This is a genomic window from Tatumella sp. UBA2305 (assembly GCF_002345795.1).
In the GTDB taxonomy this organism is placed as follows: domain Bacteria; phylum Pseudomonadota; class Gammaproteobacteria; order Enterobacterales; family Enterobacteriaceae; genus Tatumella; species Tatumella morbirosei.
In genome coordinates, this window is the sequence record NZ_DDVT01000019.1 from 54,734 (window position 1) to 79,218 (window position 24,485).

A 24,485-nucleotide genomic window follows, 5' to 3' on the forward strand; every position below is an offset into this window, starting at 1 on the left:
GTGTGCGGTGGCGTCAGAAGCTTCAGTTACTTCTGAAGCACTTAATTGCTTTCAGGGTTGTGGTTAGTTGAGTGCTTTATCATTAGGTGATTTAAACAACGCTTTCATGTCTTCTGACATGTCGAAGTTCATAATCATATTTTTTGGCGGAATAGGCTGTTTGAACCAGCGATCATACCATTTGGCGGCTTCACCTGAGGTCTGTGCCTGTGCAATGGTGCTGTCCATCAGTTGTTTAAATTCAGGATCATTTTTGCGCAGCATACAACCATAGGCTTCATGGGATTGAGGTGTACCGACGATCACCCAGTCTGCAGGTTTTTTAGCCTTAGCTCGTTCACCGGCCAGTAAAGCATCATCCATCATAAACGCGACGGCGCGGCCTGTTTCCAGAGTACGGAACGAATCGCCATGATCTTTGGCACTGATGATCCGCATACCCATTTTTTTCTCATCATTAAGTTTATTCAGCAGAATTTCTGAAGTGGTTCCGGAGGTCACCACTACCGTTTTACCTTTCAGATCGGGGAAATCTTTAATCGGGCTGCCTTTTTTTACCAGCAGTCGTGTACCGACAACAAAAATAGTATCCGAGAAATCAGCCTGCTTTTGCCGCTCCAGGTTGTTGGTCGTTGAACCACATTCAAAATCATAGGTTCCGTTTTGCAGCAACGGGATACGGTTCTGTGAGGTGATTGGTAACATTTTTACCGTCAGATCGGGTTTATTCAGTTTCTTTTTAATCGCTTCGACAATGGCGTTGGAATAATCCTGTGAATAACCCACGACTTTCTGTTGATTATCGTAGTAAGAAAAGGGCACAGATGACTCGCGGTGGCCCACCACAACGACGCCGTTTTTAGCAATTTTATCGAGCGTCGGGGATTGGGCTGAAGGGGTATCCGCAGCATATACCACACCAGACAGAATACCAGTGATCGCAAGGCCAAGGGCCAGTTTCCGTAATTTCATATCCGGGCTCCTTTTGTCTCCCGTCTTCAGGCAGCGGGAGGCAGAAATAGATGATTGAGTGAGTTTGCTGTAACTGGTTACAGTTTTACCTTAGCTCATTGTTAATGAAATGAAACGTTATTGTTTCTTAACTGAGATAATGAACGCAATCTGAACAATAATATGCATAACTAACCATCAGTTGTCGGTGTTTGCACGATATTGGTGCAAATCATGCTGCACCAGGCTGTTTCAGTGTGTTTCTAAGCATCGCTAATCATTAAGCAATATGTATGCCATCAGTGAAACAGGAAAGACAATCATTACAGGTTCAATGAAGAGCGCAGGCCATGACGGTGATAGAGCGAAGTTTATGGGAACAAGGACGGACAGAAGCAAAGAGGATAATTGCCGGAGTCAGGCTCCGGCAGCTGGTTTAAAGGCGGCGGCGGAAGACCAGTGCAGTGGCAACGGCGAACGCCGATATCAGCCAGACGGTCAGATTACCGGTACGGGCGTAAGGGGTGATTCCCCGTGTCGGGGTCACTTCAGCCTGCAGGACACCTTCATGGAATTGTGGGATTTCACGGGTAATATTACCCTGTGCGTCCACGATAGCGGTAACACCGTTATTGGTGCTTCTTAGCAGGGGCCTGCCAAGCTCCAGAGCACGCATTCTTGCCATTTGCAGATGTTGCCATGGACCGATGGAGTGACCAAACCATGCATCATTAGACACCGTCAGCAGAAAATCTGTATCGGGGCGGAAGTTATCTCTGACATGTTCACCGAGGACGATTTCGTAACAGATAGCAGTGGTTAGCTGATAACCATCAAGATTTAAGGGGGGCTGAACATACTTGCCACGACTGAACCCGGACATCGGTAAATCGAAAAATGGAGCCAGTGGCCTGAGCAGACTGGCCATAGGAACAAATTCGCCAAAGGGTACCAGGTGATTTTTCTGATAGCGATCCTGGCTCTGATAACTGTAAGGCTGTGGGTTACCCAACACGACAACACTGTTGTAATCATGATAACGGTTATCCGCCTGCAATCTTGAATCAACAATGCCGGTTGCCAGTGTACTTCCGTGATTGCGCAGTACCTGATCCAACTGAGTCAGGAAGGGCTGTTGATTGGTCTCAAGGTCTGTGATTGCAGACTCTGGCCAGATGATAATTTTAGAATTACCCAGTAGCGGACGGGTCAGACGCAGATAAGTGTTGAGTGTGGACTGTAGTTGTTGAGGGTCCCATTTCATCGACTGGGGAATATTGCCCTGAACTAACGCGACCGAAACCTTGCGGTCGTATTGTGGCTGATACCATTGCAGGTAGCGCAACGGCCAGCCAATAACCAGAATGGCTACGGCAACCAGCAACGCCCGCAGATTTCTCTGTAGCAGGCTATAGGTAATCAGCCCGGCGATGACCATCAATACCAGAGTGATACTCTCTACCCCGGCGATGGGTGCCAGACCTTTCAGGGGACCTTCTATCTGGCTGTAACCGAACTGCAGCCACGGGAATCCGGTCAGAACCCAGCCTCGTAAAAATTCAGTCACCTGCCACAATGCGGGTGCAGCCAGAACCAGGCGGGTCAGGCTTGCTGCTGGCCAAAACCGGTTCAGCACGGCGCTGAACAGCATCGGAAACAGAGATAGCCAGGCTGCCAGCAAAACGACAAGAAAGATATTCACCGGGCCTGGCATGCCGCCAAAGGTCGCGATGCTGACATATACCCAGTTAACTCCTGAACCAAACAGTCCCATCCCCCAGACAAAGCCAATGGCCAGCGCTTGTGGAGTAGAGCGTTTCAACGTTAATGCCTGTAGTCCCGTAAGGGATAACAGAGCCGCAGGCCAGAAATCATAAGGCGAGAATGCCAGGGTGCCAACGGCACCCGTAAGTAAAGCCAGCAACAAGCGTATTTTCTGTTGCCAGAGTAACTGATTGAGTGCCGTCATAGGCTGTTATTCGTCTTCCGGTTGAGGTGTAGTCGCATCGTCTGGAATTTTTACATGAACCTGCAGGATCCGACGTCGGTCGGCCATCGCCACTTTAAACTGATAACCTTCCAGGGTAATACTTTCGCCTCTGGCAGGCAGGTGGCCGAAGCTTTGCATGACCAGACCGCCAATGGTATCAACTTCTTCATCGCTGAAGTTGGTACCAAACAGTTCGTTGAAGTCTTCTATCGGAGTCAGGGCCCGCAACGAATAAGTATGGCGACTGAGCTGGCGAATATCGCTGTCATTCTCTTCGTCGTACTCATCTTCAATTTCCCCGACGATCAGTTCAAGAATATCTTCGATGGTCACCAGTCCCGAAACACCACCAAATTCATCGATGACGATCGCCATATGATAGCGCTGTGAGCGAAATTCTTTCAGCATGCGGTCGACACGTTTACTTTCCGGCACGACCACCACAGGGCGCAGGACATCAGCAATACTGAACGGAGCAGAATTACTGCGCATAAAGGGCAGTAAATCTTTGGCCATCAGAATACCTTCCACATGATCTTTATCTTCACTGATCACAGGGAACCGGGAGTGTGCAGACTCAATAATCACGTCCAGGCACTCTTCGAGTGACTGCTCTTTTTTCAGGGTGATCATCTGGGAGCGGGGGATCATAATATCTCGTACCCGCTGCTCGGCGATTTCCATCACGCCTTCCAGCATGTCGCGGGTATCCTGGTCAATCAACTCATTCTGTTCAGAATCACGGATTAACTCCAGTAATTCATCACGGTTTTGCGGCTCACCGTGAAACAGTTGATTAATCAGTAATGAGAAGAATCCCTTTTTACTACCGGGGGTGTCGCTGTTTTGAGAATGGTCATCGCTCATGGCGTATTTATTTAGTACTCACTGTATTTGAATTTTACGCTGTCAGGGAACGACACTGACAGCAGGGGGCCGGGGTTAGCCGGACATCAATCGATGTCTTTCTCGGAAATGTACGGGTCAGGATAGCCCATAGCAAGCATTATCTCAGTTTCTATCCCTTCCATCTCTTCAGCTTCCTCATCTTCGATGTGGTCATAGCCTAACAGATGCAGAGTTCCATGTACGACCATATGTGCCCAGTGGGCCTCGGGCAACTTCTGCTGCTCTGCGGCTTCCCGCTCTACGACCTGTCTGCAGATAATCAGGTCGCCAAGTAGCGGCAGGTTGTCGATACCTGGCGGTGCCTCAAACGGGAACGACAACACATTGGTGGGTTTATCCATTCCCCGATAAGTCAGGTTCAGTTCATGGCTTTCGGCTTCATCCACCAGCCGGATAGTGACTTCACTCTCCGGCTGAAACAGCGAAACCGCTGCCGTCAGCCAGCGCAAAAATGACGCTTCATCGGGCAACCCCTGAGGTTTTTCACAGACATTCTGCAAATCCAGTGTTACGGTACTGCTCATACATTCTCCTGAGGGGTGGACAGCGCATCACGTTTACGCTCTTCAGCCAGGCGCTCACGGCGTTTCTGGTCTGCTTCTTCCCAGGCTTCATAGGCCACCACAATCCTTGCAACAACAGGGTGACGTACCACATCTTCGCTGTGGAAGAAATTAAAACTGAGTTCTTCGACCCCGGACAATACTTCAATCGCATGTTTCAGTCCGGAACGGGCGTTTCGGGGTAAGTCGATTTGTGTCACATCGCCGGTGATCACCGCTTTAGAGTTAAAGCCGATACGGGTCAGAAACATTTTCATCTGCTCGATGGTCGTGTTCTGGCTCTCATCCAGGATGATAAAGGCATCGTTCAGGGTGCGCCCACGCATATAAGCCAGTGGAGCGACCTCAATAACATTACGCTCAATCAGTTTTTCAACCCGTTCAAAGCCGAGCATTTCGAACAAGGCATCGTAAAGGGGGCGCAGATAAGGGTCTACCTTCTGGCTAAGATCCCCCGGTAAAAAGCCCAGCTTCTCACCGGCCTCGACTGCAGGGCGGGTCAGCAAAATACGCCGAATTTCCTGGCGTTCCAGTGCATCGACGGCGGCGGCTACTGCCAGATAAGTTTTACCGGTACCGGCAGGACCAATGCCAAAAGTAATATCATGATCCAGAATATTGGCAATATAGCTGGCCTGATTAGGTGTGCGCGGTTTTATCACACCACGTCGGGTCTGTATGTTGACTGCTTTACCATAGTCCGGCACGCTCTCCGCGCTCTGTTCCAGAACCCGACTCTCTTTGATGGCCAGGTGAATATCTTCAGGATCGATATCTTTATTCTGACCACGGACCGGGGCAGTATCGACATACAATGTCTTCAGAATATGTTCTGCGGCATCGACGCACAGAGGTTTCCCTGACAACGTAAAACGGTTATCACGCCGGTTAATTTCTATCCCCAGTCGACGCTCCAGATGTTTCAGATTATCGTCAAAAGGGCCGGTCAGACTGAGCAGACGTTGATTGTCTGCGGGTTCGAGGGCAATTTCGCGGGTTTCGATATTCAAAGTAATCCTATGGGGCGCTTAGGGCCGGTTAGTCAGCAACGAATGTTCCTTCTGATTCAAGGAGACATAGCAAAGTATTTATGCTGTTTGCGAGAGATGCAATGGTATAACAAGATATCGGGGCTGGATCGGGAAATTCCAGCCCCGGGTAGATAAATTTGCGGCAACAGAGTGCAGCCGCAACAGACAGGCCAATCAGGGTTGCCAGACACCAACGCCGGATTCATTCTCTTTACGGGTACGGGCAATGACAGAGGCCGGTGATTCAGTGACTCGCAGCCCCATATCTTTCTCGGTCAGTACTACCACACCACGCAGTGAGTTCGGATAAACATCGACAATTTCGACATCAACAAACTTACCGATCATCTCCGGAGTCCCTTCGAAGTTAACCACACGGTTATTTTCGGTGCGACCGGACAGTTCCATCAGATTCTTACGGGAGGTACCTTCAACCAGTACACGCTGAACGGTTCCCAGCATCCGACGACTCCAGGCCATGGCCTGTTGGTTGATTCGTTCCTGCAATACCCACAGACGCTGTTTTTTCTCTTCTTCGCTGACATCATCAGGCAAATCCGCTGCCGGCGTACCCGGGCGGGCAGAATAAATAAAGCTGAAGCTCATATCGAAATTAACATCAGCGATCAGTTTCATTGTCTTTTCAAAATCTTCGCTGGTTTCACCCGGGAAACCGACGATAAAATCTGAGCTGATCTGAATATCCGGACGGGCCACCCGCAGTTTACGGATGATAGCCTTAAATTCCAGTGCGGTATGGGCACGTTTCATCAGTGTCAGGATACGGTCGGCACCGCTTTGTACCGGCAAATGCAGGAAACTGACCAGCTCCGGAGTATCACGATAGACATCGATGATGTCATCAGTAAATTCAATCGGGTGGCTGGTGGTAAAGCGAATGCGGTCGATCCCATCAATAGCGGCCACCAGACGTAATAAGTCAGCAAAACTGCACTCTGAACCGTCAAAGTTTTCACCGCGATAGGCGTTAACGTTCTGGCCAAGCAGATTGACCTCACGTACGCCCTGGGCTGCCAGTTGGGCAATTTCAAACAGAATATCGTCGCTTGGACGGCTGACTTCTTCACCACGGGTATAAGGCACCACGCAGAAAGTACAGTATTTATTACAGCCTTCCATAATGGAGACGAAAGCCGTCGGGCCATCGGCACGCGGTTCCGGTAAACGGTCGAATTTTTCAATTTCCGGGAAACTGATATCGACTACCGGGCTGCGGTCACCCCGGACGCTGTTAATCATTTCCGGCAGGCGGTGCAAAGTTTGCGGACCAAAAACAATGTCCACATAATGGGCGCGCTGACGAATATGGTCACCTTCCTGGGAAGCAACACAACCTCCGACCCCGATAATCAGGTCCGGATTCTTCTCTTTCAGTGTTCTCCAGCGTCCCAGCTGGTGGAACACTTTCTCCTGGGCCTTTTCCCTGATGGAACAGGTATTGAGCAACAATACGTCGGCTTCTTCCGCATTTTCGGTCAGCGTAAAGCCATGGGTAGTGTTCAGCAGGTCTGACATTTTAGATGAATCATACTCATTCATCTGACAGCCCCAGGTCTTAATATGCAATTTTTTTGTCATCAAACTGGCCATTAATTCAGTGCAAGGATGTGCAGGCGACACATTGTAATGCTTTGCTGCTGTTGTGACCAGTGTAGCGGCTTTTCTGATTGTCAGAGAATTTTCCGGTACACTGTCCTGAGTAACGTTACCCGGGCATCAGCGGGTATCAGTCTTGGGAAGGATAATAACATGCAGCAACAGCAGTTTGACGTGGTTATCACCGGTGCAGGCATGGTGGGTGCCGCACTGGCCTGTGGTCTGGCCAGACATCACTTCAGAGTGGCAGTCATCGAACATCAGCAGCCACGTCCTTTTGACTCCCTGCGCCCACCGGATGTACGGATTTCAGCGATAGGTGCCGCATCTGTCGCTCTGTTGAAAGAACTTGAAGTCTGGGAGGCTATTGTCGCGATGCGCTGTGCGCCTTATCGCCGTCTGGAAACCTGGGAGTGGCAAAATGCCCACGCAGTATTCGATGCGGCCTCGCTCGGGTTACCCGAATTAGGCTATATGGTGGAGAACAGTGTCCTGCAATGGGCGTTGTGGGAAAAAATGCAGGATCAGGGCATCACGGTGATTTGTCCGGCGGCCGTATCTTCCGCGGAATATCAGGGGGATTCCTGGCAACTGACTTTGGATAATCATCAGCAGTTAACCACCCGACTGTGGACCGGGGCTGACGGGGCCAATTCACAGGTTCGCCGCCAGGCAGGGATTGGCGTCAGTGGTTGGGACTATTCACAATCCTGCATGTTGATTTCGGTGGAATGCGAAGCCCCCCCGGGTGACAGCACCTGGCAGCAGTTCACCCCGCAGGGGCCAAGGGCTTTCCTGCCGCTATATGGAAATTTTGCTTCTCTGGTATGGTACGACAGTGTGTCGCGTATTCGCCAGCTAGTAAAAATGACACCGGAACAACTCACGGAAGAAGTTTCCCGTCATTTCCCGTCACGACTGGGTAAAGTCAGAGTGCTGTCTGCGGGCGCATTTCCCTTGACCCGACGTCATGCCAGCCAGTATGTTCGCCCGGGGTTGGCTCTGGTGGGGGATGCGGCTCATACCATTAACCCTCTGGCGGGGCAGGGCGTTAACCTGGGTTACCGGGATGTGGATGCACTGATTGAGGTACTGGCCGACGCAAAAGGTACCGGCAGTGAATGGTGGCAGATGTCGGCACTGAAACGCTACCAGCGTAAACGCTACAAAGATAATCTTCTGATGCAGAACGGGATGGATTTATTCTATCTGGCATTTAGTAATCAGAGCCATCCGTTGATGCTGGCGAGAAATCTGGGATTGATGGTTGCTCAGCGCGGAGGGTGGTTAAAGAAAAAGGCCCTCAGTTATGCTCTGGGATTATAATCACGCGATGATACGGCAATACCAGTCAGCTCAGCGGAAACTAAAACGACCTTCGGGTCGTTTTTTTTACGTCTGACGCAGGATGCATCGGAAGCTGACAGAGGCGCTTTGCTGGCAGTAATAAAGTTTTTTAGCCGGAAGGTTCAGAGAGCCGTGCGGAACAATGAAGAAAGAGGTAAAAAAGAAAAAAGCCCACCTAAGTGAGCTTTCAAAATGGCTGGGGTGCAGGGATTCGAACCCCGGAATGCTGGTATCAGAAACCAGTGCCTTACCGCTTGGCGACACCCCATTTGGTGCTTTTTTAATTATAAAATTGGCTGGGGTGCAGGGATTCGAACCAGGGAATGCCGGTATCAAAAACCGGTGCCTTACCGCTTGGCGATATCCCATCTTCGATTTAGGGAACTCAAAGCACATCAAATTTGGCTGGGATACCTGGATTCGAACCAGGGAATGCCGGTATCAAAAACCGGTGCCTTACCGCTTGGCGATATCCCACCTGCTAAACTCTGAAGATAACGTAAAATGGTGCGGGAGGCGAGACTTGAACTCGCACACCTTGCGGCGCCAGAACCTAAATCTGGTGCGTCTACCAATTTCGCCACTCCCGCAAAAACTGGTGGCTACGACGGGATTCGAACCTGTGACCCCATCATTATNNTATGAGTGATGTGCTCTAACCAACTGAGCTACGTAGCCATGTTTTTATGCGTTACCTTCATCGGCGTTGCGGGGCGCATTATGCGGAGTTGACCCATGATCGTCAACAAATTTTTTGACGTTTTTTGCCAGAATGGGTTTGTTTGACTGGTGAATAACCATTATGGCGAATTGTTAATCGCTTTATGCGACAACTTTACTCCGGGGCGGGTTATTGGTGTCGACAATGCGTGACAGGAGTAAAAGGTATTCAATGCGTTGCGGATGAAAGCCAGAGGGAAAACTGAACTAAAAGAGGCCGGTAAACCGATATAACACCTGAAAAAAAAGGCCGCGACGAGCGCGGCCTTAGAGTGAAACAGTTTATAAAGCTCAGTAAGCGGACTGGTGGACGCCTACCGCACGACCTGAAGGGTCGTCCATGGTTTTGAACGCTTCGTCCCATTCAATCGCTTTAGCGGAAGAACAAGCCACCGACGGGCCGCCCGGGACACATTCTGCGGCGCTGGCGACAGGGAACAATTCTTCAAAGATTTCACGGTACAGGAACGCTTCCTTAGAGGTTGGCGTATTGTACGGGAAACGGAAGTGTGCCATCTCCAGTTGCTGATCAGTGACCTGTTTTGCCGCGACTTCTTTCAGGGTATCAATCCAGCTGTAACCCACGCCGTCAGAGAATTGCTCTTTCTGGCGCCAGGCAACATTGTGCGGCAGATAAGAGGAGAAGCATTCGCGCAGAATGTGTTTTTCCATCTTGCCATTGCTGCCACACATCTTATCTTCAGGGTTGATACGCATTGCCACATCCAGGAAGTTCTTATCCAGGAACGGGACTCGTGCTTCAACGCCCCAGGCAGACATGGCTTTGTTTGCTCTGGCACAATCGTACATGTGCAGTGCCGCCAGTTTGCGCACGTTTTCTTCATGAAACTCTTTAGCGTTTGGCGCTTTATGGAAATACAGATAACCGCCAAACACCTCATCAGCCCCTTCGCCCGACAGGACCATCTTGATACCCATCGCTTTGATCTTACGTGACATCAGATACATCGGAGTCGATGCGCGGATAGTCGTGACATCGTAAGTCTCAATGTGATAGATAACATCACGGATCGCATCCAGACCTTCCTGTTCGGTAAAGTGTATTTCATGGTGTACTGTACCGAGCGAATCCGCGACTTCTTTAGCTGCTTTCAGGTCCGGTGCGCCTTTCAGGCCAACCGCAAATGAGTGCAGCTGCGGCCACCAGGCATCACTTTTATCCTGATCTTCAATACGCTTAGCCGCAAAACGTTTGGTCACTGCGGAAATGATCGATGAATCCAGGCCGCCTGACAGCAAAACACCATAAGGAACATCAGACATCAGGTGGCTTTTCACCGATTCTTCCAGTGCTTCTTTGAGTGCTGCTGCATCGGTTTTGTTATGCGCGACATTTTCATATTCCATCCAGTCACGCTGATAGTACTGGTGAATTTCTCCATCGGTGCTGGACATATAGCTTCCCGGAGGGAACTCACTGATAGTACGACATACCGGAACCAGCGCTTTCATTTCAGAGGCTGCAAACAGGTTGCCGTGCTCATCATAGCCAATGTACAGAGGAATAATGCCGATATGGTCACGGCCAATCAGCCAGCTGTTTTTCTCTTTGTCGTACAGGATAAAAGCAAACATCCCCTGCAGATCATCAAGGAAATCGATGCCTTTTTCCTGGTACAGCGCCAGAATCACTTCACAGTCAGAATCGGTCTGGAACTGATAACGGTCACCCAGCTCTGCGCGTAATGCACGGTGGTTGTAGATTTCACCGTTAACGGCCAGAACATGAGTTCCGGCAGCATTGTACAGTGGCTGCGCTCCGTTATTGACGTCAACAATTGATAAGCGTTCATGTGCCAGAATTGCCTTATCATCGGCATAAATACCTGACCAGTCAGGGCCACGATGGCGCATCAGACGGGAAAGTTCCAGCGCTTTTTTACGCAATTCAACGGGATCAGTTTTCAGATCCAGAACCCCAAAAATCGAACACATAATCTACTCCTGAGTTCACATACGGTAATATTGTTGATACAAAAATCGTGATTTATAGCTGCCTGTCCGGGCGCGATGTATAAGAAAATGCGCTATTTCACCCAACCATTGCAAGATATTTAGCCTGGAAATTGAAAATAATCGTAGGTCAGCAATAAATTTTGATTTTCATTCATTTTTTTGGCTGGTTTTTTGAATGAAATTTAATAAAAACGTCTTTGTGGTTGTTTTTTAATCTGCAGGATGACAGGTAGCAGAAGAGGAAACCGGTGAATACAAGACAGGTTTAGGTCTGACAAACTGGTGGCACAATCGCTGACTGCGATTGGCGGGCCACCGGTTATCAGTAAAAGTTATGATCAGAAAAGATCAATATCGGCAACTGACGGGAAAATCCAGTCCGGGCGGAACGGCATATCGTTGACATCTGCCGCCTGAGAAACACCCGATAACACCAGAATAGTTTTGAGTCCGGCCTGGAATCCGGCCAGAATATCGGTACGCAGATTATCGCCAATAATGACAGTGTCTTCTGAGTGAGCATGCATTTTATTCAGTGCAGCCCGCATAATATATGGGCTGGGTTTGCCCACCACAAAGGGACTACGTCCGGAAATTCGTTCAATACCTGCACACAATGCACCACAGGCCGGCACATATCCCCGGCCATGAGAATCGGGATTAGTGGCAATAAACCGGGCACCACCGGCAATAAAAAATGCGGCTTTGTGCATCATTTCCCAGTTGAAAGAGCGCGTTTCACCAACGATCACAAAATCGGGATTGATATCGGTAATGGTAAAACCGGCTTTATACAGCTCATGGATCAGCGCGCCCTCGCCAATCACATAGGCTTTTTTCCCTTGTTGCCGTTGCATGAAATCGGCAGTCGCCATAGCAGAAGTATAAAATACTGACTCTGGCAGGTTTATTCCGGCTGAGGCGAAACGATTCGCCAGGTCCTGTTCTGTCTGGGAAGGGTAGTTGGTGAGAACTACCAACGGAATCTCTTTCTCCAGTAATCCATGTAAAAACTCTTTTGCGCCTTTGACGGCGGTGTTGTCATGCATTAACACACCATCAATATCGCAAATCACATTTTTAAGCGTCATCAGTTATCGTCCGGAAGTAGCAGTACAAAATTGAGAGATTATTCTTCGAGTAAATGCTGGAGCAGAACACCATTAAGCATTGCTCGCTTAGCCAGGGCAAAAGCACCGATGGCGGAGCGGTTATCCAGTTGCGAACGGACGACCGGCAGATTCTGACGAAAATCGCACAGTGCCTGGGTATCAATACAACGCTGGATTACCGGGAACAGGATGGATTCAGCCTCGGTTAATTCACCGGCCAGTACAACTTTTTGAGGATTAAACATGTTAATGGCGATGGCTAACGCCTTGCCAAGATGAGTGCCGACTTCTTTAATTAATCCCTGAGCCAGGGGATCCCCCTGGTTTGCAGCCTGACAGATGTCTGAAATGGTCATCGTAGACTCGTTCAGTTTGCCGGGATATCCCTGTGCGACCAGCGCTTTCGCCTTCTGCAGAATAGCATTATTCGAGGCGATAGTTTCCAGGCAGCCAAAATTGCCGCAGTAGCAGCGCTCCCCCAGTGGATCGACCTGAATATGCCCGATTTCTCCAACATTCCCATTGGTGCCCAGGAAAATATTACCATTGACGATGATACCGGCACCGGTTCCACGATGAATCCGAACCAACAGAGAGTCTGCACAATCCCGGGTGGCACCAAAATAGTGTTCAGCCAGTGCCAGGCTTCGGATATCGTGGCCGACAAAACTGGCGGTATTAAATCGGGCGGTAAGATTATCGACCAGAGGCCAGTGGGTTTTACCAATATGCGGCATGAAACGTACAATCCCCTGAACCGGGTCGACCAGGCCTGGCAGAATAACCGAAATAGCGATCAGTTCATCCAGCAGAGGTCGCTGCTGAGTGATAAATGCCTCAATCGCGGCAAACAATGCCTGTTCAACCGCCTGTTGATCGGTCTGAACAATGGGGTAGTGCTGCTCAGTAAGTAACTGACCACCAAGATCAAACAAGGCCAGGGTCGCATCCTGGCGTCCCAGTCGTACGGCAATCGTATGAAAACCGCGACTTTCGGTGATAATGGAAATGGCTCTGCGTCCACCGGTGGAGGCTTGCTGATCAACTTCTTTAATCAGACCACGCTCAATCAGCTGACGGGTTATTTTAGTGACACTGGCGGGAGCAAGCTGGCTTATCTCTGCAATCTGGATACGGGATATGGGTCCCTCCTGATCAATCAGCCGATAGACTGCTGCGCTGTTTAACTGTTTTACAAGATCAATATTGCCAATTTGCGTCTGTCTGCCAGTGCCCATTAAATACTTACCCGCTGAAAACCTCGTTACCGTTAACGATGGTTTTTAATATTTTAAACTCACGTGAAAATACAGTCAGGTTAGCCACTTTACCTTGCTGAATGGTTCCCAGCTGTTTTTCTACACCCATGGCACGGGCAGGATACAGGGTTGCCATTCTCAGTGTCTCTTCCAGAGAAATACCGAGATGTTCAACACTGTTACGTACTGCCTCAATCATGGTCAGAGAAGAACCACTCAGCGTACCGTTTTCATCCACACACAAGCCGTCACGATAGTATATTGTTTTACCGGCAAAAATGAACTGTTCTATGTCAGCACCTGCCGGAGCGGTCGCATCTGTGACGAGGATCAACTTATCGCGTTTTAAATGTTTAGCATTTCGAATATTTGCATAGTGGACATGCAGGCCGTCAGCAATCACTCCACAATAGACCTGTGGGGCATCAAATATAGCCCCTGCCAGTCCGGGTTCACGCCCGGAGGCTGCGCTCATCGCGTTATACAGATGGGTGGCACTGGTAATTCCGGCATCAAATCCGGCCATCGCTTCGGCGTAGGTTGCATTAGAATGTCCGGCTGAGACCACGATACCCGCTTCGCATAGTGCACTAATATCCTGAGCGCTGACATTTTCGGGGGCCAGCGTAATCTGGCAAACGGCATCGGCGTTATCACAGAGAAATTTCAATAGCTCAGGTGAACAGGGACGAATCAGATCCGGGTTATGAGTCCCTTTTTTGGCTTTATTCAACCACGGACCTTCTATGTGCAGCCCCAGAGCCTGATGCTTACGCTGTGTCAGCCATTGCTGCATGGCGGCGACTGCTTTATGGATCATTTCGTCCGTACTGGTGATGAGCGTTGGCAGAAAACTGGTACAGCCGGACTTTTCGTTAGCACGCTGCATGATCTCCAGAGTTTCGACGCTCAGTGCTGACAGGTCATCATTAAACTGTACGCCTCCACAACCGTTCAGTTGCAGATCAATAAAGCCGGGAGAAATAATGGCCCCGGCGACATCACAGCGACGGGTATTTTCCGGTAACTCGCTGACGGGGCAAAGCCGTTCAATCAGTCCGTTATTGATCACTACCGCATGATCATCAAGCACCTGGTATCCGGTATAAATACGGCCATTAACTAAAGCGTACATTCGATTTCTCCACGAGATAACCAATACCTGTTTTCACCGGCAGGCATTAGTTATCTGCATTACTTACTGAGTTAAATATCTTTAATATTGTCGGCTTCCATCTCACGGAAGTACTTCACTGTTTTGACCTTGAGTTCCTGAGTGGCAGGTTCATCGCAGACGATAATCGATTTCGCATGAAGTTGCAGACAACTTATGGTCCACATGTGGTTAACATTCCCTTCAACGGCAGCCTGCAGAGCCTGGGCTTTTACCTGACCATTGACCAGAATCATCACTTCTTCGGCTTCGAGCAGGGTACCGACACCGACGGTCAGAGCATGTTTAGGCACCAGGCTGACATCTCCCCCAAAGAAGCGGGAATTTGCCACCCGGGTTTCATGGGTCAGTGTTTTAATTCGTGTTCTCGATGCCAGAGAGGAAGCCGGTTCATTAAAGGCAATGTGCCCGTCGTTACCCACGCCCCCCATAAACAGATGAATTTTGCCGTACTGGCGAATTTTATCTTCATAACGACGGCACTCTGCATCGACATCTGCCGCAGTGCCATCCAGTAAATTAATGTTTTCAGCGGGAATATCAATATGATTAAAAAAATTCTGGTACATAAAGGTATGATAGCTTTCCGGATGGTCGACCGGTAACCCGACATATTCGTCCATATTAAAGGTGACGACATGTTTGAAGCTGACCTCACCATTTTGGTGCATTTCGATCAGGAATTTGTACGTTTGCTGAGGTGTGCTGCCGGTCGGAAGACCAAGAACGAAAGGACGGTCAGCCGTTGGGCGAAAAGCGTTAATACGTTGCGTGATATGTCTGGCTGCCCAGCGTGCAACACTGGCAGAGCTTTCCAGCGGGATAAGTCTCATACATTACCTCAATTTATTGTGTAAATCGGTAAACGGTGAGGTTGTGCCGGTGGCCGGTGGCTTAACATCAGACACAATAGCACCGTGATCCGGATGCTGTATCGATAATTAAAATCATAAAATAAGTGGTGATTTATTGCTAGTGGCATCCATATTGCAAAGTGGTTTTTGTTGATCCTGGTCACGATAAAATGGGAATTAATTTGCGAAGCGAATTAAAAACTACATACACTCAATCACAGAGTTTACATGCTGGCACTGTCTGAACGTCTGATGAGATGAAGTTCAGCAGGCATATGCGTTTAAGGACCTGTGTTAAGGGGGAATTTGGTGAAAATACTTGGTTATTTACAAAAGGTCGGGCGTGCGCTGATGGTGCCGGTAGCAACATTGCCCGCCGCCGCCATCCTGATGGGGGTAGGCTACTGGCTGGACCCGGAGGCCTGGGGAGCCGGCAATGCATTAGCGGCTCTGCTGATTAAATCCGGCTCGGCCATCATTGATAATATGTCGGTGCTGTTTGCTATTGGTGTCGCTTACGGCTTATCAAAAGATAAAGATGGTTCGGCGGCATTGACCGGATTTGTCGGATTTCTGGTGGTGACCACACTTTGTTCACCCGCCGCAGTCGCCATGATTCAGAAAATACCCGTCGAGCAGGTGCCAGCCGCATTTGGCAAAATTAATAATCAGTTTGTCGGTATTCTGGTGGGTATTCTATCGGCGGAGGTCTATAACCGCTTTAGCCATGTCGAACTGCCGAAGGCACTGTCGTTTTTTAGTGGACGCCGGTTGGTCCCGATCCTCGTTTCTTTTCTGATGATCCTGGTCGCGTTTATTCTGATGTACGTCTGGCCGGTGATCTTTGGTGGTCTGGTGTCATTCGGTGAACATATCCAGAAAATGGGCGCAGCAGGGGCCGGTATTTATGCTTTCTTTAATCGCCTGTTGATTCCTGTCGGATTACATCATGCCCTGAACTCTGTGTTCTGGTTTGATGTTGCGGGGATTAATGATATTCCCAAATTCCTCGGGGGCGCTGAATCCATTGCTAATGGTACAGGGATTGTTGGCATCACCGGTCGTTATCAGGCTGGTTTCTTCCCGATAATGATGTTTGGTCTGCCGGGAGCTGCGCTGGCCATCTGGCAATGTGCCCGCCCTGAGAACCGGGCAAAAGTAGGCAGTATCATGCTGGCGGCTGCCTTTGCCGCATTTTTCACCGGTATCACGGAGCCGCTGGAATTTTCCTTTATGTTTGTGGCGCCGGTGTTGTATGTGATCCACGCGGTACTGACCGGAATTTCGGTGTTTATTGCTGCGTCGATGCACTGGATTGCCGGATTTGGTTTTAGCGCTGGATTAGTCGATCTGGCACTTTCAACCCGTAACCCGCTGGCGACCCACTGGTATATGCTGATACCCCAGGGGCTGGTGTTCTTCGTTATCTACTATGTGGTATTCCGTTACACCATCATCAAATTTGATTTGAAAACACCCGGCCGGGAACTGGCGGTGAGTGGCGATGAGGCTGACGGTTATGATGAAGATGTTGACCATTCTGTCAGCAATGATTCCGACACTGAAGCCCTGGCGCGCCGCTATATCGGTGCGATCGGCGGTTCTGACAATCTGACCAATATCGATGCCTGTATTACAAGGTTACGTCTGAATGTAGCGGATGCTGATCAGGTGAATGATGCCCAGGCTAAAAAACTGGGGGCAGCGGGTGTCATTCGGTTGAATAAGCAAAGCGTGCAGATTGTGGTGGGTACCCAGGCTGAAAGCATTGCCAGAGCAATGAAAACGGTATTGAGTAAAGGTCCGGTGGCAGCAGCCGGTGAGGCAGTCATTCAGGAAAGCAGCCAGAAAGCGACCCCACCGGTCCAGGCGGTACGTAATGCTACGTTGCCGGTAGTGGCCACGCTGGTGGCCCCGGTCAGTGGAGAGGTCGTTGCTCTGGAAGAAGTACCGGACGAAGCTTTTGCCTCTAAAGCTGTCGGTGACGGGCTGGCCATCAAACCCAGCAGCGGGACAGTAGTGGCACCTCTGAATGGTACCGTCGTTAAAATTTTTGAGACCCATCATGCATTTTGTCTGATATCGGATGAAGGGGTTGAAGTGATTGTGCATATGGGGCTGGATACGGTATCGCTACAGGGACAAGGTTTCACCTGCCTGATTAATGAAGGTGATAATGTGGTCACCGGCCAGCCGGTACTGGAAATGGATCTGGACTATCTGAACACTCATGCGAAATCCATGGTGAGTCCGGTGGTGGTCAGCAATATCGAAGATTACAGCGGGCTGAAAATGCTGGCAGGTAGTCAGGTAGTTGCTGGTGAAACAGCCATTTATGAAATAAAAGGCTGATTTAGCCTCAGGGGTTATCAGGCAGGAAGCAATTCCTGCCTTTTTTTATCTTTGTTTATCAACAAACGGTTGTTTCCCGGTGTCGCTTTGTGGATCATATCCGTTAACTGTTATGGGTAGAGTACCCTGATCTACGTACTGAGGAAATTGAGATGAGTGAGGCTGAAGCCCGCCCAACTAACTTTATTCGTCAGATAATTGACGAAGATTTGGCGAGCGGTAAGCACAACACTGTGCATACACGTTTTCCACCCGAGCCCAATGGCTATCTGCATATTGGTCACGCAAAATCCATTTGTCTGAACTTTGGCATTGCAGAGGACTACCAGGGGCAATGTAATTTGCGTTTCGATGATACTAACCCCGTTAAAGAAGACGTGGAGTTTGTGGAGTCTATTAAACGTGATGTGCAGTGGCTGGGCTATCAGTGGAACGGTCAGATTCATTATTCTTCAGACTATTTTGATCAGTTATATCACTATGCGACAGAACTGATTCAGAAGGGACTGGCTTATGTTGATGAACTTTCTCCAGATCAGATTCGTGAGTATCGCGGTTCACTGACCTCTCCGGGTAAAAACAGCCCTTACCGTGATCGTTCGCCGGAAGAGAATCTGGCGCTGTTCGAAAAAATGCGTAATGGTGGTTTTGCTGAAGGTACTGCCTGTCTGCGCGCCAAAATCGATATGGCCTCAAGCTTTATGGTGATGCGCGACCCGGTACTGTACCGGATTAAGTTTGCAGAGCATCATCAGACCGGAAATGCATGGTGCATCTACCCGATGTATGACTTCACCCACTGTATTTCGGATGCGCTGGAAGGGATTACCCATTCACTCTGTACGCTGGAATTCCAGGATAACCGTCGCCTGTATGACTGGGTGCTGGATAATATCTCTATTGAGGTTCATCCGCGTCAGTACGAGTTTTCCAGGCTTAATCTGGAATATGCGGTCATGTCAAAACGAAAACTGACTCAGCTGGTGTCTGATAAAGTCGTGGAAGGGTGGGATGACCCGCGTATGCTGACCGTATCAGGTCTTCGTCGCCGGGGTTATACTGCTTCTGCTATCCGCGAGTTCTGTCGCCGTATTGGCGTAACTAAGCAGGACAATATCGTTGAGATGGCTTCACTGGAATCCTGCATTCGTGATGATTTGAACGAAAATGCTCCCCGCGCAATGGCGGTGTTGGATCCTGTTCGTGTCATTATCGAGAACCTGCCGGAAGGGCATACTGAAGTCCTGACTATGCCAAATCATCCGAATCGTCCGGAAATGGGGAGCCGTGAGGTTATCTTCAGCCGTGAGGTGTGGATTGATCGCGCGGATTTTCGTGAAGAAGCGAATAAGCAATATAAGCGTCTGGTCACCGGTAAAGAAGTCAGGTTGCGTAATGCTTATGTGATTAAAGCTCTGCGGGCGGAAAAAGACACTGAGGGCAATATCACTGCCATTTACTGCCAGTGTGACCCTGATACGTTAAGCAAAGATCCTGCTGATGGTCGTAAAGTAAAAGGTGTCATCCATTGGGTATCAGTGGCTGCGGGCGTTCCTGCTGAATTCCGTCTGTATGACCGGTTGTTCAGTGTGCCGAATCCAGGCGCGGAAGATGACTTCCTGTCAGCGATTAACCCTGACTCCTTACAGATCCGTCAGGGATATGCAGAACAGAGCCTGAAAAATGCGGAAGCATCTTTCTCTTATCAGTTTGAGCGTGAAGGTTATTTTTGCGCAGACAGTGTCTATTCAGGTCCTGAAAAATTAGTCTTTAACCGCACCGTAGGTTTGAGAGATACCTGGACGAAAGTCGGTGTCTGATAGTGACGACTGACCAAAAAACGCCACAATTGTGGCGTTTTTTTTTAAGATAAATTAATTATCCATATCCTCAAAGAATTCATTATCCTCCCTGTAATTATCATAAAGCATCTGATTGATTTTAATGATAATTAATCTTATGGTTGTTTTGTGAACGGCATCAAATATTCACGGTCCCGCTAAAAAACAGATTGATAATTCGCGTAGCGAAAAATATCCTTAAATTGATAACTTATTATCATAATTGATCAAATCGCAGCCGTCAGGAGTGATGGCGGCTAAATCATCCATGAGCAGGCAAGAATTATCGGGAAGGATCCACGATATGACTGACAATAATCGCCATTTTAAGCTATTAACCCTGTCACTCCTCACTGTTAGCTGTGATATCAGCCTTGTCCCGCCAGTACAAGCCGCAGGGTTTATCGATGACAGCCAGTTGACCGGGAATATCTACTACTGGCAACGGGATCGGGAACGTAAAGACTTATCCGACGGCAAGTATAAAACGAATCTTTCACACGGGACATGGAACAGTAGTCTGGATTTTTCTTCAGGTTATGCGGCCGGAATGATTGGCATTGACCTTGCGGCCTTCACCGCAATAGAAATGACCGAGGCTGGGGAGAGTGGTCATCCGAATGAGATAGCCTTCTCTTCCAGTAACCGCGCTTATTCGGAGGACTGGCGTGGGGATAAGAGTGGGCTGAGTCTGTATAAAGCTGCCGCGAAAATAAAATATGGCCCGTATAAATTACGTATGGGCTACATTCAACCGGAAGGGCAAACTTTACTTGCCCCCCACTGGAGTTTATTACCGGGGACTTATCAGGGAGCCGAAGCCGAAGCCGACTATGATTATGCGGCCGCCGGGAATCTGAAATTTTCTTATATGTGGGCCAATCGCTATAAATCCCCTTGGCATCTGGAGATGGATGGGTTCTATAAGAATGACCGGAATTCACGGATAAGCTGGTTGCATTCACTCGGAGCGAAGTACTCCCTTAAAAATGGCCTTATACTGGAAGCAGCCTACGGCGAAGCAAAAAACTATACCCGTCAGTTTCTGGCTAAAGCCAGCTACTCATTTGATCTGGCCGGTTCACCTCTCAACAGCAGTTATCAGTTTTATGGTTCCCGGAATTATTCCGGCCAGCAGGCAGAAAACCAGTTATATGATGGTACCGCATGGCTACAGGCTCTGACTCTGGGCTATCGGCTCGGTCAGGTGGATCTCCGTCTGGAAGCAACTGCGGTCAAAGCCGAAGGGCGCCAGGGTTATTTCCTGCAACGTATGACGCCGACTTATTCCTCCTCGAATGGCCGGCTGGATATCTGGTGGGACAATCGTTCCGACTTCAATGCTAATGGCGAGAAAGCTATTTTCCTTAGTACGATGTATGACCTGAGTAACTGGCAACTGCCAGGCTGGGCAGTGGGGGCTTCCGTCGCGTATGGCTGGAGTGCAAAACCCTCATCGGTTAATGACTCACCTGATCGCTGGTACCGTCAGGGAAGTAAAATCAGCGAATCTTCCTGGAGCCTGGACGGGCTTTATACCGTTCAGGAAGGACGAGCCAAAGGGACTCTGTTTAAACTGCATTTTACCCACTACAACAACCATTCAAATATCCCCGACGGAGCCGGTGGGTATGGCAACCTGTTCCAGGATGAGCGTGATGTTAAATTTATCATGATGGTTCCTTTCAGCCTGATCTAACCTCTTTGTTAAGGAATGACGATGAAATATCTGATGTTTTTTTTAATTCTCGCCGGGCTGACAGCATGCCAGCAAAAGATCTCACCGGCGGACGACGCAGAAAATCAGGAAACTGTCAGTCCGCGTGATTATCAAAAGTGTATCAATGCACTGAAAAGTGGTGATGACGAGGATGCTGTTGACAGTTGCCATCAGGTAACCGAAGAAATCCGAGAGAAGTAAAAAATACACACCGTGAATTAAGGATGAGTCATGAAATTCAGTCGAAAACATCTGCTGGCATGTTTGGCCAGCACACTGCTGGCAGGCCCGGCGGCCAATGCCTCTCAGCAAACAATCGATCAGATCAGCCGCTTTGGTGTTAAATTCTCTGTGCAGGATAATCTTGCCGCCACCCATGGTGTGGATTGTGCGGCACTCGGCGGTGACTGGGGATCCTGCTATCGGGCGACAATCAAGCTGAGTAACCCCGGCAAAACGCTCAATGATAAGGACTGGACGATTTATTTTTCTGGCATCCGACAGGTACTGGCCAGCGAAAATGACCAGTTTAAAATTACACATGTGGTAGGTGACCTGCATAAAATTGAACCGACGGAAAAGTTTCCCGGTTTCCCCGGCGGGCAATCTGTCAGCTTACCGGTGATAAATGAATACTGGCAGGTATCGTTAAGTGACGTCTTGCCACGCTGGTATGTTACATCGACCCAAGGGGTACCAAAAGTTATAGCGGTCACTGACACCGACAAGATGCAGGACATTGCTGAGGTTCCTGTCAGTCAGTGGCGGAGAAGCCCGACGGATGCCAATATCCTGATGACCGCGGAAAACCGTTATCAGCAAAACCTGCAGACCCGCTTGCTGGAACCCCGGCAGTTGCGGGGGCAAATTATTCCGACGCCGTTGAAAGTGGTCTTAGGCACAAAAGATATCAGCCTGAAACAGGGCATCATAGCCGATTTGACAGCGTTGCCCCCGGAAACCGCTCGTACGGTAAATCAGGCACTGAACAACGCTGGTATCTCATCAGGGCAAGGTTATCCGTTACAGACAAGGATCGAACCTTCAGCATTTCAGGGGAAAAAGGTAAAACAGGGAGCTTACCGGCTGGAAATTACCCCGCAAAAAGCCGTGATCACCGGTTATGACGGGCAGGGAGTATTTTATGGTCTGCAATCGCTACTGCAGTTGATCCCCCTGGATGGAGAACCACTCATTCCGGTAATGAGTATCGAAGATGCCCCGCGTTTTGCCTACCGCGGAATTTTCATCGATGTGGCCAGAAACTTTCATTCCAAAGCGGCCATCATGCGTACCCTGGACCAAATGGCGGCCTACAAACTTAATGTTCTGCACCTGCATCTCAGTGATGATGAGGGATGGCGAATTGAGATCCCGGGATTGCCTGAACTTACACAGGTGGGAAGTCAGCGTTGTCATGATTTGAGTGAAACCCGTTGTCTGTTACCTCAATTGGGTTCCGGTCCGGACAATACGACTACCGGCAGCGGCTATTTCAGCCGACAGGACTATATCGACATTGTGAAGTATGCCAATGCCAGACAGATTCGGGTGATACCAGAAATTGATATGCCTGCACATGCCAGAGCAGCAGTCATTTCAATGGAGGCAAGATATAAAAAACTGATGGCAGAAGGAAAATCATTACAGGCAATGGAATATCGTTTACAGGATGAAGGTGATGATTCTCAGGTGACTACCGTACAATTTTATGACCGGACCAGCTTTGTGAATCCCTGCCTGCCTTCAACCTTAAGATTCACCAATAAGGTGATGTCTGAAATCGTTCGTATGCATCAGGAGGCCGGACAACCGTTGACTCGTTGGCATTTTGGTGGCGACGAAGCCAAAAATATCTATCTGGGGCCGGGGTATACTGATACTGCAAACCCCGAAGCAGGTAAAGGTCAGCGGGACCTTAGCCGCCAGGATAAGCCATGGGCAAAATCAGCGCAATGTGCATCATTGCTGAAAAGCGGTCAGGTGGCCAGCTTAAATGCACTGCCTGGCTGGTTTGCTTTACAGATCAGTGATATTGCGAAAAAGCAGGGTATGGAAGGGATTCAGGCCTGGCAGGATGGGCTGAAAGAAAACCGTGATAACCAACAGTTCGCCACGGCGAGAAATGCGCTGAACTTTTGGGATACGCTGTACTGGGGAGGGAGCGGTTCAGTCAATGACTGGGCAAATAAAGGCTATCGTGTGATTGTTTCTAATCCGGATTATCTGTATCTGGATATGCCTTATGAAGTGAATGCTGTAGAACCTGGTTATTACTGGGCGACAAGGTATAGCGATGAGCAGAAAATTTTCCGTTTTACCCCGGATAATCTGCCACAAAATGCCGAAATTTCTACGGATCGCGACGGACAGATATTTGCTGCAACCTCAGAAGGGCCATGGCCGGGGGCTTACGGGATGTCTGCGCAGATCTGGAGCGAAGTGGTCCGTACCGATCAGGATATGGAATACCGGCTATATCCGAGATTATTTTCTGTGGCTGAACGCGCCTGGCATAAAGCCGACTGGGAACTCGATTACCAGCAGGGGAGGCGGTTTGAGAAGGGCGTAACGCATTATGTCGATCAGCAACGGCTGGATAACGACTGGCAGCGGTTTGCCAATCTGCTGGGACAGTCAGTGTTGGCACGGCTGGATGCCAGCGGTATTGCTTACAGAATTCCGGTGCCGGGGGCAGAAATTCGCTCGGGCCGTCTCTGGGTGAATACTTCGTTACCCGGGACAACTGTCGAATTTTCTACGGATGGTGGGCAACAGTGGTTGCGTTATAACCCGCAACAGGCACCAATGGTGACAGGTGATGTACTGATCAGGTCAGTTAGTCCGGATGGAAAACGTTTCAGTCGCAATGTGCCGCTGACTCTGGCCGGAACGACAGATACTGTTATCAGGACCGTTGGAAATAAACAGCCGGACTGAGCTTAATCGCGTTAAATGCTTTTATCTTCGCCAGGGAGCTAACCCCTGGCGAAGAGATTAGCAGAATAGCAGGGAAGGGAGAGGGCGTCCGGTGGTGGCAGGCAACAAAAAACCCGCAAAAGATGCGG

General features: G+C 49.4%; 17 protein-coding genes and 4 tRNA genes. 6 read left to right on the forward strand and 15 right to left on the reverse strand.

All coding sequences use genetic code 11. The features are described 5' to 3' along the window. Positions 1 to 63: 63 nt before the first annotated feature. From B3Z23_RS12190 to miaB, 6 genes are all read right to left on the reverse strand, one after another. Positions 64 to 972 (reverse strand): amino acid ABC transporter substrate-binding protein, encoded by a 909-nt coding sequence (locus B3Z23_RS12190; protein WP_294910357.1) that lies wholly within the window; start codon positions 970 to 972, stop codon positions 64 to 66. A gap of 415 nt (positions 973 to 1,387) precedes the next feature. Beyond that, entirely contained in the window at positions 1,388 to 2,920 is a 1,533-nt protein-coding gene (gene lnt / locus B3Z23_RS12195; RefSeq protein ID WP_294910359.1) for an apolipoprotein N-acyltransferase, read from the reverse strand. A gap of 6 nt (positions 2,921 to 2,926) precedes the next feature. Further along, complete coding sequence (corC, locus tag B3Z23_RS12200) at positions 2,927 to 3,808, reverse strand: CNNM family magnesium/cobalt transport protein CorC (RefSeq protein WP_294910362.1); 882 nt, start codon at positions 3,806 to 3,808, stop codon at positions 2,927 to 2,929. A gap of 86 nt (positions 3,809 to 3,894) precedes the next feature. Continuing rightward, a complete protein-coding gene (ybeY, locus tag B3Z23_RS12205; protein ID WP_294910364.1) occupies positions 3,895 to 4,374 on the reverse strand; it encodes an rRNA maturation RNase YbeY in 480 nt (159 codons plus the stop codon). Next, positions 4,371 to 5,423, reverse strand: coding sequence for a PhoH family protein (locus B3Z23_RS12210; RefSeq protein WP_294910367.1), 1,053 nt, complete (start codon positions 5,421 to 5,423; stop codon positions 4,371 to 4,373). The genes ybeY and B3Z23_RS12210 overlap by 4 nt, the downstream gene beginning before the upstream one ends. A 195-nt stretch (positions 5,424 to 5,618) precedes the next feature. Then, entirely contained in the window at positions 5,619 to 7,043 is a 1,425-nt protein-coding gene (gene miaB, locus B3Z23_RS12215; protein ID WP_038019516.1) for a tRNA (N6-isopentenyl adenosine(37)-C2)-methylthiotransferase MiaB, read from the reverse strand. Between the two features lie 171 nt (positions 7,044 to 7,214). Here miaB and ubiF point away from each other — a divergent pair, with 171 nt between their 5' ends. Next, positions 7,215 to 8,387 carry a 3-demethoxyubiquinol 3-hydroxylase gene (gene ubiF / locus B3Z23_RS12220; RefSeq protein ID WP_294910369.1) on the forward strand — a complete coding sequence of 391 codons (1,173 nt, stop codon included), beginning with the start codon at positions 7,215 to 7,217 and terminating at the stop codon, positions 8,385 to 8,387. Between the two features lie 214 nt (positions 8,388 to 8,601). Here the strand turns inward: ubiF and B3Z23_RS12225 are convergent. The 9 genes from B3Z23_RS12225 to nagB form a co-directional block, all read right to left on the reverse strand. Next, positions 8,602 to 8,676, reverse strand: a tRNA-Gln gene (locus B3Z23_RS12225). 134 nt (positions 8,677 to 8,810) lie between these two features. After that, positions 8,811 to 8,885 (reverse strand) — tRNA-Gln (locus B3Z23_RS12230). Between the two features lie 28 nt (positions 8,886 to 8,913). Further along, positions 8,914 to 8,998: transfer RNA gene (locus tag B3Z23_RS12235), tRNA-Leu, on the reverse strand. Positions 8,999 to 9,004: 6 nt separating this feature from the next. Further along, a tRNA-OTHER gene (locus B3Z23_RS12240) sits at positions 9,005 to 9,086 on the reverse strand. Between the two features lie 333 nt (positions 9,087 to 9,419). After that, the gene (gene asnB / locus B3Z23_RS12245) at positions 9,420 to 11,084 is read right to left on the reverse strand and encodes an asparagine synthase B (RefSeq protein WP_294910371.1); all 1,665 of its coding nucleotides are present in this window, start codon (positions 11,082 to 11,084) and stop codon (positions 9,420 to 9,422) included. 359 nt (positions 11,085 to 11,443) lie between these two features. Beyond that, the gene (locus B3Z23_RS12250) at positions 11,444 to 12,196 is read right to left on the reverse strand and encodes an HAD-IIA family hydrolase (RefSeq protein ID WP_038019115.1); all 753 of its coding nucleotides are present in this window, start codon (positions 12,194 to 12,196) and stop codon (positions 11,444 to 11,446) included. A gap of 38 nt (positions 12,197 to 12,234) precedes the next feature. Continuing rightward, entirely contained in the window at positions 12,235 to 13,455 is a 1,221-nt protein-coding gene (gene nagC / locus B3Z23_RS12255) for a DNA-binding transcriptional regulator NagC (RefSeq protein WP_294910375.1), read from the reverse strand. Between the two features lie 7 nt (positions 13,456 to 13,462). Continuing rightward, positions 13,463 to 14,611 (reverse strand): N-acetylglucosamine-6-phosphate deacetylase, encoded by a 1,149-nt coding sequence (gene nagA / locus B3Z23_RS12260; RefSeq protein WP_294910378.1) that lies wholly within the window; start codon positions 14,609 to 14,611, stop codon positions 13,463 to 13,465. A 71-nt stretch (positions 14,612 to 14,682) separates the two neighbouring features. After that, a complete protein-coding gene (nagB, locus tag B3Z23_RS12265) occupies positions 14,683 to 15,483 on the reverse strand; it encodes a glucosamine-6-phosphate deaminase (protein ID WP_038019122.1) in 801 nt (266 codons plus the stop codon). Between the two features lie 336 nt (positions 15,484 to 15,819). Here nagB and nagE point away from each other — a divergent pair, with 336 nt between their 5' ends. The 5 genes from nagE (at position 15,820) to B3Z23_RS12290 (ending at position 24,357) form a co-directional block, all read left to right on the forward strand. Continuing rightward, positions 15,820 to 17,856: an N-acetylglucosamine-specific PTS transporter subunit IIBC gene (gene nagE / locus B3Z23_RS12270; RefSeq protein ID WP_294910475.1), complete on the forward strand. Its 2,037-nt coding sequence runs from the start codon at positions 15,820 to 15,822 to the stop codon at positions 17,854 to 17,856. A 152-nt stretch (positions 17,857 to 18,008) separates the two neighbouring features. After that, entirely contained in the window at positions 18,009 to 19,676 is a 1,668-nt protein-coding gene (glnS, locus tag B3Z23_RS12275) for a glutamine--tRNA ligase (RefSeq protein ID WP_294910382.1), read from the forward strand. A gap of 325 nt (positions 19,677 to 20,001) precedes the next feature. Then, a complete protein-coding gene (locus B3Z23_RS12280; RefSeq protein WP_294910384.1) occupies positions 20,002 to 21,396 on the forward strand; it encodes an OprD family outer membrane porin in 1,395 nt (464 codons plus the stop codon). Positions 21,397 to 21,417: 21 nt separating this feature from the next. Then, a complete protein-coding gene (gene chiQ / locus B3Z23_RS12285; RefSeq protein ID WP_294910386.1) occupies positions 21,418 to 21,618 on the forward strand; it encodes a ChiQ/YbfN family lipoprotein in 201 nt (66 codons plus the stop codon). A 30-nt stretch (positions 21,619 to 21,648) separates the two neighbouring features. After that, the gene (locus B3Z23_RS12290; RefSeq protein WP_294910390.1) at positions 21,649 to 24,357 is read left to right on the forward strand and encodes a beta-N-acetylhexosaminidase; all 2,709 of its coding nucleotides are present in this window, start codon (positions 21,649 to 21,651) and stop codon (positions 24,355 to 24,357) included. Positions 24,358 to 24,485: the final 128 nt, after the last annotated feature.